This is a genomic window from Priestia sp. FSL W8-0001 (assembly GCF_038050335.1).
GTDB lineage: Bacteria > Bacillota > Bacilli > Bacillales > Bacillaceae_H > Priestia > Priestia flexa.
Genome location: NZ_JBBPAL010000001.1, coordinates 1,228,138 through 1,243,814 on the forward strand (window position 1 = coordinate 1,228,138; position 15,677 = coordinate 1,243,814).

The following is a 15,677-nucleotide window of genomic DNA, read 5'->3' on the forward strand; positions in this document are numbered from 1 at the left end:
ATGAACGTCATTATTCTTACAGGTAATTTAGTTAAACAGGAACTTCGATATAACCAAAGTGGTACACCAATCTGCAACGGAACAATTGCAGTAAGAAGAGATTATAAAAATCAGCAAGGCGAATATGAAACAGACTTCCACAACTATGTGGTGATCGGCAAGCTAGGTGAGGTCATCGCCAATCATGTAAATAAGGGTGATAAGTTCGGTATCAAAGGCAAGTTACAAAATCGCGTATGGGAGAAAGGCAACGGCGAGAAAAAGTATTTCACTGAAGTATTGGTAGATGGATTCGATTTCCCTTCTAAGCCTTCAAATGGCAGAGGTAATACAAATACATCACAAGGTGGTCAAAACAGCTATACGAGGGATAATGACCCATTTGCAGGTAGTGGAAATTCGATTGATTTGAGCGATGATGATTTACCATTTTGATTAGTTAGGTAATTGACGGAAAATGCGAAATAAGGAGGGATAAAAATGAATGAGATTTTGTTTTCACTTGTAAGAACTTTATTGCTATTTGGCGGTGCTTTTACACTTGGATACACAGTTGATATGAAATTAATTCACTACATTGCTTTGTTGGCTATTGTAATTGGGTCTGGTATGTCAGCACTTAAAATTAAGGAGTGAAAACACTGATTATTTGGCAGAATGTAATAACTGTGTGGGCGTTGATAGTAATAAGTTTACTATGCATTAAATGGGCTATCAAGGCTACAAAGGATGATGAATAAGGTTAGAATGTTTTTCGTGTTACGAGAATAAAACGAAATAAACAGGGGGAATCGATGTGAAAAAACGTTTAGGGATTTTAACGGTTCTAAGTGTTGGATTATTAGCTGGTTGCGAAGAAGCAGAAATTATGTATGACGACAAATTAAGACCGGTAAGCGAAGTAGAAGAAATCATGGCGGATAAATTAGAAGTGGACAACCCTGATCTTGATTTAGAAGTATCCATTACGGAAGAAGTAGAAGATTAATGGATTACAAGTTAGCTACACAAGAACAGCTACTCACAATCGCTCTACATGAGCCTTGTGAGTTGGCTGATAAATATAAGGCGGCAGCCGAACTGCAAAGACGTGCTGATGAAGAATGATTTAAAGAAATTTTATCAAAAGGAAGAAGAGGAAACTGTCCAGGTTACACAACGACCTGGCACATGCTCCTTCTGTGGGTATGGTAGCTTCTCACTCAGATTAAAGGGCAAGTACATTATACGCAAATGTAAACAGTGTGGCGAAGATCAAGAACCAATTAAATGAGGTGATTGCATGACATTGCTAATAAGTATGCTCCAAGCTTTTCTATGCCTAGTCCTACTGTTTGGAACAGTCATTGTGTACAAGCTTATTAAAAAGTTAACGCATATATTCATTTTCGGTGGCGCAGGAGTTACAACGTTCTTAATAGCGGTGTTGATTATTGTGTTCGTGATTGAGAAAAGAGCTAAAAATGATGATTAGAGGGTTGCTATTCGGCACTCTCTTCTCCCTTCCTTTATGGATTAGCTTTTTCGGATGGGTGAAGTTGATAAACAAATTAATTTAAAGGGGATATGGCATGCAAAAAACGTTAGATTTTAACGAAGTGTTTCAGTTTATGAAAAAATTCAGTGTAGATTATGTTAATAGATTCGGTGAAATGATTATCGATCATAAAACAAATATTTATTTACCACTTAGTGAATGCAAAGATTTAGCGGATATTGAAGCGTGGTCTGTATTTGTTCTGTGTCGTCCTATCGGCAAAGGTCTAGAAGATAAGGATGCGAAACGTCTGTTAAAGCGTGTGAATGCCTATTTTGAAACGGAATTAACACAAGAAGATATGTGTACCATGTACGGTGAGTTGTGCTACAGAGATAAGTTAGGGGAGTTTAAAGACTTTATAAAACGTGGTTTTCCAATGGATCAACTAAAGGGGGAGGAAATAAAATGATGAACACAAGCCATTTAGTAGGTGAAATTACAGAAATGATGACAAAGGGACAAGGGGAAATGAAAGTGTTTGGATTAAATCAGTATCAAGAATTAGCAAGTCGTACAGATAACGATAAAGAGCCTTTGAATATGAGATTAGCAAACTATGGTCTTGGTGCAGCAGGCGAATGCGGAGAGTTAATTGACATGATTAAGAAGCACGTATTCCATGGACATGAGTTGGACAAGGATAGTTATTTGAAAGAATGCGGGGATCTACTCTGGTATCTGTCAATGTTAGCTCAACTAGGAGGATTCACATTAGAAGAAGTTGCAACCGCTAATATCAGTAAGTTATCCAAGCGATATAAGAACGGCTTTAGCAAAGAAGCAAGCATTAAACGTGTAGATACAAAATAAAGACAGGGTACATCGTATGGTGTACCTGCTATAAGGGAGAGAGAACGTGAGTAAATACAAAAATAAGAAAATTGAAATAGACGGTCTAGTATTCGATAGCCAAGCAGAAGCGAGATATTACACATACTTATCAGATCTCATGCAAAAAGGGGTTGTAACAGCAATTATTCCTCAACCTAGATACTTACTACAGGAATCATTTAGAAAGAACGGTATCCTATTTAGGAAAATTGAATATGTAGCAGATTTTGCGGTTCAATACGAAGACGGCCGCAGTGAAGTAGTGGACGTAAAGGGCATGGAAACAACAGATTTTAAGATTAAGAGAAAGTTGTTTGAGAAAAAGTATCCAGAGTTATCACTCAAGGTTGTGAAATATGTGAAGAAGTTTGGTGGATGGGTGACGATAGAGGAATATAAGAAGTTCAAGAAGGAAGAAAAGAAGGTGGCTAAGTGATGAAATTAGTTAGTTTTGGATTAAGTTGGTTGTGTTTGATTACGAGTTTACTAGTTGTAGTTATGGACAAAGATATGATTTACGCTGTGTATTCCGCTTGTTTGGCTATTTACTTTTTAATTAACGAGGTGTTAAGGGTTTTGGACGAGAAGGTGAAAAAATGACAAATGACATCATTGCAGCTGTTGTAATATTAAGCGTGTTTTATCTAATTTCGGCAGTAGCAGCTTGGATTGCTACAAAAAGATGTTGTGAATTGAGATGTGAAGTTCCTGGTATGTGGGATTTATTTTGTGTAGTCACACCATTTTTAAATACTTTTCGTGCTATAACGTATAGCCACTTTATCGAAATGAAAAAGATTGATACAAGTTGGTTTTTTGGATTGAAGGTAAAGAAATGACTGAAAGAGATTGGGTAGCTGAACACCTTGAAGAAATAAAGAAGTATCAAAAGCGATTAGAAAGCACACCTGTTGAGATGAAAGTCCAACGAATTGAAATCTTATCACGGATGCTGGTGTTTATCGGTAAGTTAGCTGCTACATTTTCAGAAGAATACAAAAGCATTTATGCTGAACGGAAATATGTCTATGCAGAAGCTGAACTAGCAGCAGAAAAGAACAAGAAGGCTCATGCCGAAATAGCAGTTCGTGAGTTAAGGAAGCAAGAAGCAAAGGCTTATGGGAATATGCAACGTTGGAGAAATGCTTTTGACAGCACGAAAGAAGAAATAAATGCATTGAAATATAAAGTAAAGATTGATGTGGAAGATGGCTCAAGCAGAATGAGGTAGGAGGAAGCGGGATGACTCAACAATTAACTGAATGGCAAATTGAAGAGTGGATTCGTGATTATGGTTTTATGTTGGATGAAATTAAACGATTAAATAAAATGCTAAACAAAGTAAGTCCTATAATTCAAAAGCTAACAGCAACATACGGTATTGAATCAACTTTACCTAAAGGAAGTGCAGGTATCAGTCAAGCAGAATTGAATCAATTGGACCGTAGGGAAAAGCGTTATTATCGTTATTTAGAAATTGTTCACTTCTTAGATGCTGCTACTGATGATATAGAGGACGAAAAAGAACAAACAATTTATGATCTTATGTTGGAAGGGATGACTTATACACAAATCGCTGAACATATGAAAAAGACGCGTAAAACTATAAGAGTATCCAAAGAATCCATAATTTCCACGATTGCTCAAAAAGCCCAAAAAATCCAATTAGACCAAAAGCTGAAATCAATAAATAATTCAAGTTATAATGTGGGAGAAGCAGTGACAGCAGTAAACAAGTGCTGAACGTCAACCTGCTTTAAGTTAGGTATAAGGCACGGAAAAACCTTATACCGGCTAAATTCCTGTAAGTGAATAGAGCGAGGGCTATTCATTCCAGGTCATTATAGTACGGAAGCTTTACTTAACTTTTGCCTTTTAAACGAAAGAGTTTTTCAATCAGCTACTAACAAGCGCTTATCCAATTGGATAGGCGTTTTTAGTTTCTAATAAATTCATGAGGTAATTAAGAAACAAATACAGGTACACATCCCAATATACGGGAAACCAGCGAGGTGAGGACATGAACAAAAGACAATTTGAAGAGAATGAGGATAGGAAACGTGAAGAAGCATTTAAACAACATAAATGTTATATGTGTCGGTGGGGTAAGCCATTAAATAAACATACAGTTGTTTTTTGTTCGCGTCCTCTCTCATGTGAAAGAGAAGGAAAATAAAGGAATGCATCCCCTTTTGTCGAAATAACTATAGGAATAAAAGACAAGGGGTGATAAACATGGAACAACCAGGAAGAAGCTATACAGATCCTAGAGGTGGAAATCCTTCTGCTGATCCGGGAAGAGGTTATTCAGATCCTAGAGGTGGAAAAGTTTTAGAAGACATTCCTAGAGGTGGCGACATTCTACATCAACCAGGTAGAGGACGTAGACCGGGAGTAATTTAAAAACATAATATCAAGAAAAGGGCGCTGATTATTCAGTGTCCTTTTTTTGTGTGTAAATCTGAATACGGCTATAAGGAGTGAATCAAATGAGAATGGTTGAATTAAATGATTATGATTTAGCAGAATTAAGTCTATTCAGCACACCGGAAAAAGTAAAAGAAAAAATAACTGACCGTTTGAAAGCTGCAGGTTTTGATTTAGATATAGCTGTTACAAGAATACGTGATGATAAATTAAAAACAACTGTCTATATGCAAGAAACAACCGCTGGTGAAGATTTAGAAAGCACCTTGAATTACATACAATCCTTTTATGATAGGAGAGATTAACATGAAAACAGTAACGATTGATATAAATGGTTCTTCTAAAACGGTACAAGTAGAAGATGGAACGAATGAAGAAATAACAAAGCGGGCTTTCATGAAAGCTTATGGAGCTGAGATTGAATATACACCATTTGGAAAGCCAATGACAAAAGAAGAGTATTTAGGAAAGATGAACCGTTTATAAAGAGCGGTTTATTCTTTGCCTATCAGGTAGGAAACTGAAAGCGCGCAAAAAGGGGTGTAGACGTCCATTCCTTCTTTCCTGCCTGGTAGAGAGAGAATAAACATAAAGGAGTGAACAATGTGGCAGGTATAAGAGGAATATTACATTTAGTAGGTGGAGAAGAATTTGTAATGAGTGCTAAAGCTTCTGATGGAATTGCGAATATAATTAGAGCAGCAAATCAAAGTATGCAAGGCTTATTGATTAATGATGGTGATTTTACAGTTCCTATGTGGAGTGTAGTTAAGATAGAGTGGTTAACATTAAAACAATTCGCGGAAAGATACCCGGATAAAAATAATTAAATACATATACAAGCCTAAAATGAATGGAGTGAGGAAGTGATGACATAATGAATTGGGATGCAATACGTAAAGAGTTTGAAACCAGTGATATCACACTTTCAGTATTAGCAGCTAAACATGATATTAAGCTAGGAACATTGAAGAGTAGAAAGAGCCGCGAGAAGTGGCAACGTGCAACTAAAAAGGATGCAACCAAACCAAAGAAGGTTGCAACCAAAAAGAAAAAGGATGCAACCACTAATCTAATACGTGATGATGCAATAGAAGCCATTGTGGAATCGGATGAATTAACCGATAGACAAAGGCTTTTTTGTTTGTACTACGTTAAGAGCTTCAATGCTACTCAGTCAGCAATAAAGGCCGGTTATGCACCTGAAAGCGCTCATGTAGAAGGTAGCAGGTTGTTAAGACATGCTAAGGTTTCAAAGGAAATCAAGCGCATCAAACAGGACATGACACAAGGAATATTCATTGACGCAATGGATGTGTTGCAGAAGTGGGTAAAAATCGCCTTTGCTGATGTAACTGATTATCTAACGTTTGGACAAAAAGAAGTGGAAGTGATGGGCGCGTTCGGTCCAATAAAAGATGAAGATGGTAACGTAATAACTAGGATGGTTAACTACGTTGAATTCAATGAATCAAGTAAAATTGATGGTACATTGATATCAGAAGTTAAACAGGGCCGTGATGGTATATCTGTTAAGTTAGCGGATAAAATGAAAGCTCTGGAAAAACTGTCTTTATACTTTGATCTGTTCCCTGATAAGTTCAAACGTGAGATAGAAGAAGAGAAGCTTAAACTTGCACAAATAAAAGCCGCTAAAGATGGTGGAGATAATGAAGAGTTTGAAAGCGATGGATTCATTGAAGCATTAGATGGTAAAACCGCTGAGGTGTGGGGCGATGATTAAAAAGAAACCAGCTCCTTTTAAATTCAAACCTTTTTCAACTAAGCAGCTGCAGGTCTTAACATGGTGGCGAAAAGATTCACATGTGAAAGACAATGACGGAATTATTTGTGATGGTTCTGTTCGTGCTGGTAAAACGGTTGTAATGTCTCTTTCTTATGTTATGTGGGCTATGGAAACTTTCAATGAAGAAAATGTAGGGATGGCCGGAAAAACTATTGGAGCTTTGCGGCGTAACGTATTAAACCCGCTCAAGCGTATGTTAAAAACGCGTGGATACAAAGTAAAAGATCATCGCGCTGATAACTATTTAACAATTAGCTTTCAAGGCAAAGTCAATTACTTTTACGTTTTCGGTGGGAAAGATGAAAGTTCACAAGATTTAATCCAAGGTATCACATTAGCGGGCATGTTCTTTGATGAAGTTGCGCTTATGCCACAATCATTTGTTAACCAAGCAACCGCGCGCTGTTCTGTAGAAGGTGCAAAGATGTGGTTCAACTGCAATCCAGCTGGTCCTTATCATTGGTTTAAGCTTGAATACTTAGATCAATTAACAGAAAAACGTATGGTGCATTTGCATTTTACAATGGATGATAATTTATCGCTATCTGAGCGTGTTAAAGAGCGTTATAAACGTATGTATTCAGGTATCTTCTATAAACGTTATGTGCTTGGTTTGTGGGTCCTTGCAGAAGGCGTTATTTACGATATGTTCAACCATGATGATAACGTAGTAGATACGGAAGACAGACCTTACACTGAATACTATGTAGCAATTGACTATGGTACACAAAACCCTACTGTTTTCGGTTTGTGGGGCAAGTTAAAGAATAAATGGTATAAGGTCAAAGAATACCATTATGAAGGCCGTAAAGAGTCTAAACAACGTACAGATGCAGAATACAGTGAGGACTTAAAAGCCTTTGTGGAAGGTATCCGGATAAGAGGGGCTATTGTAGATCCATCAGCTGCTAGTTTCATTGCTCAGTTAAAGAAGGATGGTTTTAGAGTTATCAAAGCTATCAATGATGTAGCGGACGGTATACGCAACGTAGCAAGCGCGTTGAAGCGTAAGCTCATTTATTACAATGACTGTTGCAAAGAAACGTTCCGTGAATTTGCTTCTTACATTTGGGATGAAAAAGCAGCGGATAGGGGCGAAGAAAAGCCAATTAAAAAGAATGACCATCACCTAGATTCAGACCGCTATTTTGTTAATACAATCGTATTTAAAAAGCGCGCTGGTTCAAGTAGCTCAAGCGCTTGGTAAAAGGAGAGAAACGCATGAGTTTAAAACGAATACGTGTAGTTGATTTATTAGCAAGCGATGGAAGAGTGATTGAAAGAGCAGATAATGAAAGCGCAGCACGTGAAGCTCTATTGAGAGAAGAAGCAGATGCTTTTGTAGTTTATGAAATGCTGCAGTCTGAAAAGGGCGGTTACTCAGGCCATACGAAAATCATAAGCTTCTACACACAAGAAGACCTCAAAGATGAAGTTGAACGTGGTGTTTTAAAGTTCCAAGTGGACGGTGAATTTCTTAATCAGAATATACAGGATATCCGGGAAATAATTAAAAAAGCCGAAGAATAAACGTTGTTAAATCAACGATGTATAAAACCGTGTATAAAGGGGTGTTTTTAGAAGCTTCACAAACGTTGCTGTTGTGAGGTTCTTTGTCGTTGATTGGTTCCTGTAAGAATTATTATGTTAACTAAAATTGAATGATCTATACATTATTTTGAATGGGAGTAGGTGAACAGATGACAATTGAATGGAAGAATTGGGATGATAAAACGATAACAGAAAAACACGGTGATATCTTTTTGCATCGTGACTTATATGAAGGCAACCATGCTGAATTGTTCCCTAGAGCAAAAGACCTTATAGAAAACGGTGAGATTACAGACCGCTATTACAATGGACCAGTGAAAGCAAAGAACGTTCAAACACCTTATATCATCGCAAACCTTTGTAAACTCATTGCAGAAGTTCCCGCTATGCTAGTTGCCCGCTCTATTGGAAAAATAACTTCTTCTATTCCAAGTGATAAAGAAGATAGTGAAGCGGCCAATGAAGAAACAGATGAATTTATTGACGGTCCAACATCCGGTGATTCAAGTGAAATTGATGATCTGCAGAATGAAGTGTTAGAACAGATTGAAACAAATAGTAAGCTGCAGTTAGAACATTGGAGCAACATTGTTCAGCATCAAGTTGATGGTGGATTGGTTGGTGTGCCTTGGAATGATGAAAATGGCATTAGGATTGAATTCAAATCAAGGGATGTATATTTTCCTCATGAAGATGGTTTAGGTGCTGATTTAGCCTATAAACGCACCATAAATGAAACGGATTATATCCACGTATACAGGGAACGCCAAAATAAAGGAAACTTAGAAGTAGAAGACATGTTGTTTTTGTTAGAAGGTACAAGAATGACAAGGCTTGATGATGCAACCGCTAAAGAGATATTGAAGAAGGACCAGTTAAAAAATACTTTTCCTGGACGTTCTCAGATGTTCATTAGCTATTGGCCGAATAATAAAACATTCATGAATCCTTTAGGTGTTTCTGATTTACGTAATCTGTTTGGAAAGCAGGAAGAGATAAATTGGAGATTAACCAACACCGGGATTGTGTACGAACGAAATTCAAAACCGCGCATTGCTATTAGTCAATCGGTGTTTGATGATCTAATGTCTAAATCAGAAGAAAGGTATGGTGTAGGTAATGGTCGCATTGACCATAGAGATTTAGAAATTACTACGTTTGATGAAAACGGGCATGCAATGGAAGTTATCCAAGTAGATGTTAAAAATATCGGTGGTTTAGAGTGGGCCAAGGACCTCATGAAAACTATGCTGATGGAAACACGTACATCAGAAAAGGCGTTGGATTTTTACGCTGATTCTTCATCAAATGGAGCTGTTAGCGGTGTAGCCAAATTCTATGATCTATTCGTATCCATCGTAAAAGCTGAACAGATTCAGCAAGAATACATCTATTTTCTTAAACAATTAATCCGTAGCTGCTTATGGTTATTGAACCAGGATGATAAAGCGGTGCAGATTGAAGAACCGGATATTGCTTTAAATAGTATGGTTCCTGTAACAAGAACGGATCTAATCACTGAGAACTTACCAGCATTTGAAGGCGGCGGTATGTCACTTGAAACATTCGTAAGAAAAACAAACCCTACTGCATCAGAAGAATGGATTCAAGAAGAAATAGAGCGCATTGAAATGGAGCGGGAAACCGTAGATAGCGTAACTATTCAGAACGGCGGCCAAAATGGTGATAATCTTGATGATAACCGCGATATAAACGGTGATCCGATTGAAGTTGAAGATGATGAAGAATGAATTCAAATCAGCTTATAGAATACTTTGCTGATGTCATCCAACAGATATTAAATAAAATTGGTTCCGCTTCTAATTTAAGTGAAGATAAAAACGCTCAGGCGCTTATTTCAGCTATTTTAAAAGCTTTAGATGGTTTAGGTATCAAAGCAAGTGAAGTGATGCCAAAAGAGCTTGAGAAGGCGTATTATCTAGCTGTAGATGAAGCAAGTGCATCATTAGAAAAAGCGGGTACTAAAACAGATGGTGCTTATGCGATGACTAAAAGAGGTTTCATTGCAAAAGGGTTCCAACGAAAAATACACATTGCTGCAGTTAAAAAGATTGTTAGTGATACACTAACAGATTTAAAAGCAGCTATAAGGACCGCTAAGAAAAGCACTAGAACCACTATTAATAAGGTGTTAAAGAAGGTTAAGAAAGAAATTGCAGATGGTTTAATTCTTGGTAATCACAACAGGGTTGTAAGAAAGAGACTAGCAAAAGCATTCCAGGAAGAAGGACTAACCGCTTTTTTAACTGCACCTGATAAAAAAGGTAAGCGCAGAAGGTTAAGGGTTGATAAGTACGCTGGAACTGTAGTAAGAACTAAAATGCGTGAAGCTAATACACAAGGAGCTGCTAACCGTTATATAGAAAGCGGTGTTACCCTTGTGAAAGTAAGTCAACACGCTCCAACGTGCCATGTGTGCGCAGGGTTTCAAGGAATGGTTATTAGCTTAACCGGTGATAATCCTGGTTTTAAATCAATCAATGATGGCGGGGTTCAATTACCTCCTTTTCATCCTAACTGCAGACACACCATAATTCCTTTTGTAATTGCTTTTAAAACAAAAGAAGAGATTCAAAAGGAAAAGGATAAATGGAAGACCTGGAAACCTAAAGAAGATATTCGTTCTAACAGTCAACAAAGAGCCTACAAAAAGGAACAGGATATTAGAAGGAAGGCAAACGATGAGTTTAAACTATATGAAAAGTACCGTTCTTTGTTGAAGGGTGAAGGCTTTCCAAAAACCATAGGTGCGTTCAGGAGGATTAAACGAACAAACGGCAAGTCATGGAAGTTGTTGCAACAGAAATACAGACAAGCAAATAAAGAAATAAAAGCACAATAAAAAAGAAGTCTTACGACTCCTTTTCTTTGTGTTCTTTAATTATCTTCTTTAACGCTTGTTCGACTAAACGTGCTTGAGGAATCATCGTTTGTTCAGATACTTCTTTTAATTCATTTATCGTCTCTTTATCAAAAGTAAAAGTTATACGTTTTTTCATAAAATCATCTCCTTAATCAAAGAATATCACAACAGGTATTGCATATACAATACGTAATTTTTATGATACAATATAAATATGATAAAGTATTGTATAAAGGGGATGTGAAAAATGACTAGACCTGGTGTTAGATACGGTTATGAAGAGGTTAAAAAGATATTCACCGAACGAGGTTATGAACTACTGGAAACTGAATATAAAAACAACGTTACAAAGATGAAGTTTATCTGTCCTGAACATCCAGATGTGGAATCGGAAATCACTTTAGCTTCTTTGATAAGAGGTAGTAAATGTAACATTTGTTCCAAAAATAAAAAAGTTGATTTTTCTCAAGTAAAAAAAGATTTCGAAGCGGTCGGGCTCATACTGTTAGAAACCGAATACAGGAATACGGGACAGAAAATGAAATGTAAATGTCCGAAGCACCATGATGTTGTACAAGAAAAATATTATGGAAATGTAAGGCATAAGAAAACAGGATGTAGTTTATGTGAAAACGAAAGAAAAAGTTCAGTGAAAAGATTCTCTTTTGAGGAAGTTAAAAGAATTTTCGGAGAGCTGAATTACACATTATTAGAAACGGATTATAAGAACGCTCAACAAAAGTTAAAATATAGATGTAATTATCATCCTGAATATGTAAGCTATATAAAATTGAACGCTTTAAGGAACGGAACAAGATGTGTGCATTGCGTTAGAGTGTTTTCGACATTTGAAGCTATTAAAGAGGAATTTGATAAACGAGGATATGAATTGTTGGAAACAGAATATAAACCATCCAGTTATAAACTTAAATACAGATGTCCGAAACATCCTCAATTTACTTCATCGATAACTAGAGGAAATTTAAAACTAGGCAAAGGTTGCCCTCATTGCGGTCATGATATCCACCGAGGAGAGAACCACCATCAATGGAGAGGTGGAGTTAGTGAATTAAATCAGCATTTAAGAGCTAGACTTAGACAATGGATAGGTAAGTATAAACCTACAAAAGAATCGAGATGCTTTGTTACTGGAGATTCTATTAATTTACAGATTCATCACTCTACACCTTTTCATGTAGTGAGGAATAAAGTTCTTGGAGAACTAAATTTACCTTTCCTTAATAAAGTCGCTAAATATAAAGAAGAAGAACTGAACGCTATAGTTGAAAGGTTAAGGGAATATCATGAGGATATAATTGGCGTTCCATTAAGAGAAGATATTCATAAATTATTTCACCATATTTATGGTTACGATGTAACACCTTATGATTTATCAGAGTTTAAAGCTCGTTACTTAGCGGGTGAGTTTGATGACAAAGAAAAAACCGACACACAAATAGAGTTATTACTTTAAGCGTCCTTAACAGGGTGCTTTTTTCTTGTCCAAACCATCGTTGATGACATAAAAAGCTACATGAGTACATGGTTCCTGCACCTTACGCAGTGGGAGGATTTAATATGTTTGCAAAACCTTTATTTCAACGTTCATTCGAACCGCTTGTACGTTTAGATATTCAATATTTCGCTGGTGAAGGTGATGAAGGCGACGATCAGGATTCTGACGACGACCAAGATGATACGCCTAACTTAGCGGAAATGTTGAAAGACCCTGCATTGAAGAAGCAATATCAAGAATTGCTGAAAACGCAGCTTGGAAAACGTATGAAGAAATTCGAAAATGTGGACGTTGAAGAGTATCGCCGACTCAAAGAAATGGCTGAAAAAGGTAAAGACAAAGGCAAAGGTTCTGATAAAGAAGATCATGATGATGCAGATGAATTGAAATCAGAATTGAAAGCCAAAGAGGAAAAGCTCCTACGTGCTGAACGTAGAGAAAAACGTGCAACAGTAAAGGAATTTGCTATTGATAATGGCGTTGATCCAAAATTGCTTGCTCGTTTAATTAATGTTGATGATATTGAGCTTGATGAAGATGGAGAGCCGGAAAACTTGGATGAACTATTTGAAGAGTTACAGGAAGAGTTCCCGCAATACCTTAAAGCTCAAGAAGAATCAGATGAAGAGGAAGACCAAAGGACAGCAAAGAAAAAGGGTTTTTATTCCGCTGGTTCTACTCAAAAAGGAAACACCAAGCCAAAAGAAAAAGACGGTTATGATGTTGGTGTTGCAAGCTATCAACGTGTAATGGCAAAACGTAACCGAAATAAAAAGGAGGACTAACAAATGCCGTACAATTTAAAATCTGAACGTACACCGTTCAAAGGCGGTACAAACATTTTAGCTTCTGTTCATATGCAATACATTGAAGGTGGCGCAACTTTAGACGCTGCTAAAATTGGAGCGAAATATTTACCTGTTGGAACACCTATTGCACGTAACACAACATCAGGTAAATTTGAAGTATACAAAGAAGCTACAGCTGGTACGCTTCCAACAGGATTTGATGAATTCGCTTTACTGAATGTTGATGTAGATTGTGATGGTAAGAATGATGTGATTGTAGGAGAAGTTCTTATTCGTGCTTCTGTCTATGATGCTAAATTACCTTCTACAGTAACAGAAACATTTAAAACGGCAACGCGTCCGCTTATTCGATACGTTAAACACATTTAATTAGGCGCTTACCTAAACAGGGAGCGCTTTTATTATGCCTAAAAACAAGGAGGAAATTATAAAATGGCTGGTATTACACATTTAAAACAATTCCAAAAGCCTGCATTACGTGGGCTAGTAGATGAAACGGTTGCTAATGCACCACTTACATTAGCGGACGCTTACATGCCTACAGAAGAAACGTTTAACCGTCAATTTGCTTATGACATTGTAAAAACAAATAACTTTATGGCCGGATATATCGGTATGGGTTCAGAACCGCCGGTTGTAGATCGTAACGCTGTAGCTGATCGTATGGGTGAAATCGCTCAGTTCGGTTTACAAGATATCGTTACGTATGAAGAGTTAGTAGCAATTAATGAAGCACGTAATGACCGTGAAGAAGCTGCAATGATTGATAAGGTTGTTGTTCGAAACATTGATATTGTGAACGGTACACTACGCCTTATTCAATTAGCGAAATTAGAAGCGCTTATGAAAGGTACATTAGCGTATAGCGGGAACAACGTGAAAATCAACTTTGATTTCGGTATCCCCGCAGAAAACAAAGTAGGATTAACTGCAGGTAATGATTTCAACAAAGCTGATTTTGATATTATCGGTTTCTTATTAGCTCAAGTTCAAGCTTATGCAGATGCAAACAGCGGTAAAACACCGGATGAACTGTTAGTATCCCGTGAACTTAACGCTAAGATTCTAACTAACTCAAAGATCATTGCGGAAGTAGGGCGTCCAGCTGGTTCAACACGTGTGAATCAAGCGGAAGTAAGCGAACTATTAAACAGCTACGAATTACCGCCGCTACGCGTTGTTTCTGAGCGTAAAATGACTTATAAAGACAATGCAACAAATCAAACTATTGTACGTGAATTCATGCCTGTAAACCGCATTGTCATGATTTCAGAGGGTGCAGGTAAATATCTATTAGGTCCAACATTGGAAAACGATTTTCAACCGGGCATTTACCTGAACAATGAGGATTTAACGCGTCCTATTCGCTCAGTAATTGAAACATATGGTGCAGGGTTCCCAACACTAGAGAATCCTTTCTTAATTCGTCACCTTGATGTTTATACACCTTAATAAATAAAGACTAAATGAAAAGGAGTGGTCAACATGCCAGCTGCTAAAAAAGAGGAAAATAAAAAAGTAGAAGTTGAAGTGTTAGATGCTGAAATTGACGGAAAAGTGAAAGGTGAAACGCTTGAGATTGATGAAAAATCAGCAGATTATTTTGAGTCAATCGGATATGTGAAGAAGCTCTAAGACAAGGCGAATTGCTTTGTCTTTTTTATTTTAAAAAGAAAGGGTGAATGGAATGCCACAATATAAAGCGCAAGCCTATTTAGTTTATAAAGATAAAGTAGTTGGTCCAGGTACAGAAATTGAATTAACTGAGGACCAAGCAAAGAATCTTGGTGATAAAGTGGGGCCAACAGAAGAGAGTATTCTTGCAGAAAAAACGGTTCCTGAATTAAAGGAAATAGCCGCTGAAAAAGGCGTTGAAGGCTATAACGATATGAAGAAGGATGAACTTCTAAAAGCTGTTAAAGAAGAGTAGGTGAAGCTTTATGAATGGCTATGAATTTGAATTAGTCAACGCCTATCTGGAATCTATAAAGTACACGGATGTGTACACGGAAAAATCTATGGAAGATAAGGAGAAGCTTGTATTTACCGCTTATGACAAGCTTACCAGCTTCTATGATGAAAAGTATCTTACACCTAAAGTCATCGGCCTACAAACAGTCTACATGATTGAAGGTGAAGAGGAAGAACACGCGATGTTCAAACGTCAAGGCGTGAAAAGCATGAACGTGGAAGGTATCTCTTTCTCGTATGATCTAACGCAACAAATTTCACCGGATGTAGTTGAAATCATTACGCGGGAGCAAGAAAAGGAAATCAAGCCTAGCGGCGCAAGAACAGCGAGGTTAATATGA

At 37.2% G+C, this 15,677-nt stretch carries 27 protein-coding genes; 26 read left to right on the forward strand and 1 reads right to left on the reverse strand.

What is annotated here, in order from left to right; all coding sequences use genetic code 11:
• The 19 genes from MKZ18_RS06490 (at position 1) to MKZ18_RS06580 (ending at position 11,019) form a co-directional block, all read left to right on the forward strand.
• Complete coding sequence (locus MKZ18_RS06490) at positions 1-435, forward strand: single-stranded DNA-binding protein (RefSeq protein WP_340842747.1); 435 nt, start codon at positions 1-3, stop codon at positions 433-435.
• A gap of 45 nt (positions 436-480) precedes the next feature.
• Complete coding sequence (locus MKZ18_RS06495) at positions 481-636, forward strand: hypothetical protein (RefSeq protein WP_340842746.1); 156 nt, start codon at positions 481-483, stop codon at positions 634-636.
• 160 nt (positions 637-796) lie between these two features.
• A complete protein-coding gene (locus MKZ18_RS06500) occupies positions 797-988 on the forward strand; it encodes a hypothetical protein (protein ID WP_340842745.1) in 192 nt (63 codons plus the stop codon).
• A gap of 294 nt (positions 989-1,282) precedes the next feature.
• Positions 1,283-1,474 carry a hypothetical protein gene (locus MKZ18_RS06505; protein WP_340842743.1) on the forward strand — a complete coding sequence of 64 codons (192 nt, stop codon included), beginning with the start codon at positions 1,283-1,285 and terminating at the stop codon, positions 1,472-1,474.
• A 97-nt stretch (positions 1,475-1,571) separates the two neighbouring features.
• Entirely contained in the window at positions 1,572-1,949 is a 378-nt protein-coding gene (locus MKZ18_RS06510; protein WP_340842742.1) for a hypothetical protein, read from the forward strand.
• 59 nt (positions 1,950-2,008) lie between these two features.
• Positions 2,009-2,350, forward strand: a complete 342-nt coding sequence (locus MKZ18_RS06515) for a nucleoside triphosphate pyrophosphohydrolase family protein (RefSeq protein ID WP_445677374.1) — start codon at positions 2,009-2,011, stop codon at positions 2,348-2,350.
• 46 nt (positions 2,351-2,396) lie between these two features.
• On the forward strand, positions 2,397-2,807 hold the full coding sequence (locus tag MKZ18_RS06520; protein ID WP_340842739.1) for a DUF1064 domain-containing protein: 411 nt from the start codon (positions 2,397-2,399) through the stop codon (positions 2,805-2,807).
• Between the two features lie 160 nt (positions 2,808-2,967).
• The gene (locus MKZ18_RS06525; RefSeq protein ID WP_340842735.1) at positions 2,968-3,210 is read left to right on the forward strand and encodes a hypothetical protein; all 243 of its coding nucleotides are present in this window, start codon (positions 2,968-2,970) and stop codon (positions 3,208-3,210) included.
• Complete coding sequence (locus MKZ18_RS06530) at positions 3,207-3,602, forward strand: hypothetical protein (RefSeq protein WP_340842734.1); 396 nt, start codon at positions 3,207-3,209, stop codon at positions 3,600-3,602. Before MKZ18_RS06525 ends, MKZ18_RS06530 begins: the two co-directional genes overlap by 4 nt.
• Positions 3,603-3,613: 11 nt before the next feature.
• Positions 3,614-4,114 carry a hypothetical protein gene (locus MKZ18_RS06535; RefSeq protein WP_340842732.1) on the forward strand — a complete coding sequence of 167 codons (501 nt, stop codon included), beginning with the start codon at positions 3,614-3,616 and terminating at the stop codon, positions 4,112-4,114.
• Between the two features lie 492 nt (positions 4,115-4,606).
• The gene (locus MKZ18_RS06540) at positions 4,607-4,774 is read left to right on the forward strand and encodes a hypothetical protein (protein WP_340842730.1); all 168 of its coding nucleotides are present in this window, start codon (positions 4,607-4,609) and stop codon (positions 4,772-4,774) included.
• An 86-nt stretch (positions 4,775-4,860) separates the two neighbouring features.
• Complete coding sequence (locus tag MKZ18_RS06545) at positions 4,861-5,103, forward strand: hypothetical protein (RefSeq protein WP_340842728.1); 243 nt, start codon at positions 4,861-4,863, stop codon at positions 5,101-5,103.
• A gap of 1 nt (position 5,104) precedes the next feature.
• Positions 5,105-5,284: a hypothetical protein gene (locus MKZ18_RS06550; protein WP_255905662.1), complete on the forward strand. Its 180-nt coding sequence runs from the start codon at positions 5,105-5,107 to the stop codon at positions 5,282-5,284.
• Between the two features lie 119 nt (positions 5,285-5,403).
• Complete coding sequence (locus MKZ18_RS06555; protein ID WP_340842726.1) at positions 5,404-5,628, forward strand: hypothetical protein; 225 nt, start codon at positions 5,404-5,406, stop codon at positions 5,626-5,628.
• A gap of 47 nt (positions 5,629-5,675) precedes the next feature.
• Complete coding sequence (locus MKZ18_RS06560) at positions 5,676-6,542, forward strand: terminase small subunit (RefSeq protein WP_445936757.1); 867 nt, start codon at positions 5,676-5,678, stop codon at positions 6,540-6,542.
• Entirely contained in the window at positions 6,535-7,812 is a 1,278-nt protein-coding gene (locus tag MKZ18_RS06565; protein WP_328249918.1) for a PBSX family phage terminase large subunit, read from the forward strand. The genes MKZ18_RS06560 and MKZ18_RS06565 overlap by 8 nt, the downstream gene beginning before the upstream one ends.
• A 14-nt stretch (positions 7,813-7,826) precedes the next feature.
• Positions 7,827-8,135: a hypothetical protein gene (locus tag MKZ18_RS06570; RefSeq protein WP_330533885.1), complete on the forward strand. Its 309-nt coding sequence runs from the start codon at positions 7,827-7,829 to the stop codon at positions 8,133-8,135.
• Positions 8,136-8,305: 170 nt separating this feature from the next.
• Positions 8,306-9,907, forward strand: coding sequence for a hypothetical protein (locus tag MKZ18_RS06575; protein ID WP_340842722.1), 1,602 nt, complete (start codon positions 8,306-8,308; stop codon positions 9,905-9,907).
• Entirely contained in the window at positions 9,904-11,019 is a 1,116-nt protein-coding gene (locus tag MKZ18_RS06580) for a phage minor capsid protein (RefSeq protein ID WP_340842721.1), read from the forward strand. Before MKZ18_RS06575 ends, MKZ18_RS06580 begins: the two co-directional genes overlap by 4 nt.
• A 10-nt stretch (positions 11,020-11,029) precedes the next feature.
• Here MKZ18_RS06580 and MKZ18_RS06585 read toward each other — a convergent pair whose 3' ends face one another.
• On the reverse strand, positions 11,030-11,176 hold the full coding sequence (locus MKZ18_RS06585; protein WP_340842719.1) for a ribbon-helix-helix domain-containing protein: 147 nt from the start codon (positions 11,174-11,176) through the stop codon (positions 11,030-11,032).
• A 111-nt stretch (positions 11,177-11,287) separates the two neighbouring features.
• On the opposite strand from MKZ18_RS06585, the gene MKZ18_RS06590 reads away from it, so the two are divergent.
• From MKZ18_RS06590 to MKZ18_RS06620, 7 genes are all read left to right on the forward strand, one after another.
• Positions 11,288-12,514 carry a hypothetical protein gene (locus tag MKZ18_RS06590; RefSeq protein ID WP_340842718.1) on the forward strand — a complete coding sequence of 409 codons (1,227 nt, stop codon included), beginning with the start codon at positions 11,288-11,290 and terminating at the stop codon, positions 12,512-12,514.
• Between the two features lie 104 nt (positions 12,515-12,618).
• A complete protein-coding gene (locus MKZ18_RS06595; RefSeq protein ID WP_340842716.1) occupies positions 12,619-13,341 on the forward strand; it encodes a hypothetical protein in 723 nt (240 codons plus the stop codon).
• Between the two features lie 3 nt (positions 13,342-13,344).
• Positions 13,345-13,734, forward strand: coding sequence for a hypothetical protein (locus MKZ18_RS06600; protein ID WP_160203500.1), 390 nt, complete (start codon positions 13,345-13,347; stop codon positions 13,732-13,734).
• Positions 13,735-13,797: 63 nt separating this feature from the next.
• A complete protein-coding gene (locus tag MKZ18_RS06605) occupies positions 13,798-14,817 on the forward strand; it encodes a major capsid protein (RefSeq protein ID WP_340842712.1) in 1,020 nt (339 codons plus the stop codon).
• A gap of 33 nt (positions 14,818-14,850) precedes the next feature.
• A complete protein-coding gene (locus MKZ18_RS06610) occupies positions 14,851-15,000 on the forward strand; it encodes a hypothetical protein (protein WP_328264594.1) in 150 nt (49 codons plus the stop codon).
• 52 nt (positions 15,001-15,052) lie between these two features.
• Positions 15,053-15,295, forward strand: a complete 243-nt coding sequence (locus MKZ18_RS06615; RefSeq protein WP_309150023.1) for a Rho termination factor N-terminal domain-containing protein — start codon at positions 15,053-15,055, stop codon at positions 15,293-15,295.
• A 10-nt stretch (positions 15,296-15,305) separates the two neighbouring features.
• Positions 15,306-15,677, forward strand: coding sequence for a hypothetical protein (locus tag MKZ18_RS06620; RefSeq protein ID WP_255905651.1), 372 nt, complete (start codon positions 15,306-15,308; stop codon positions 15,675-15,677).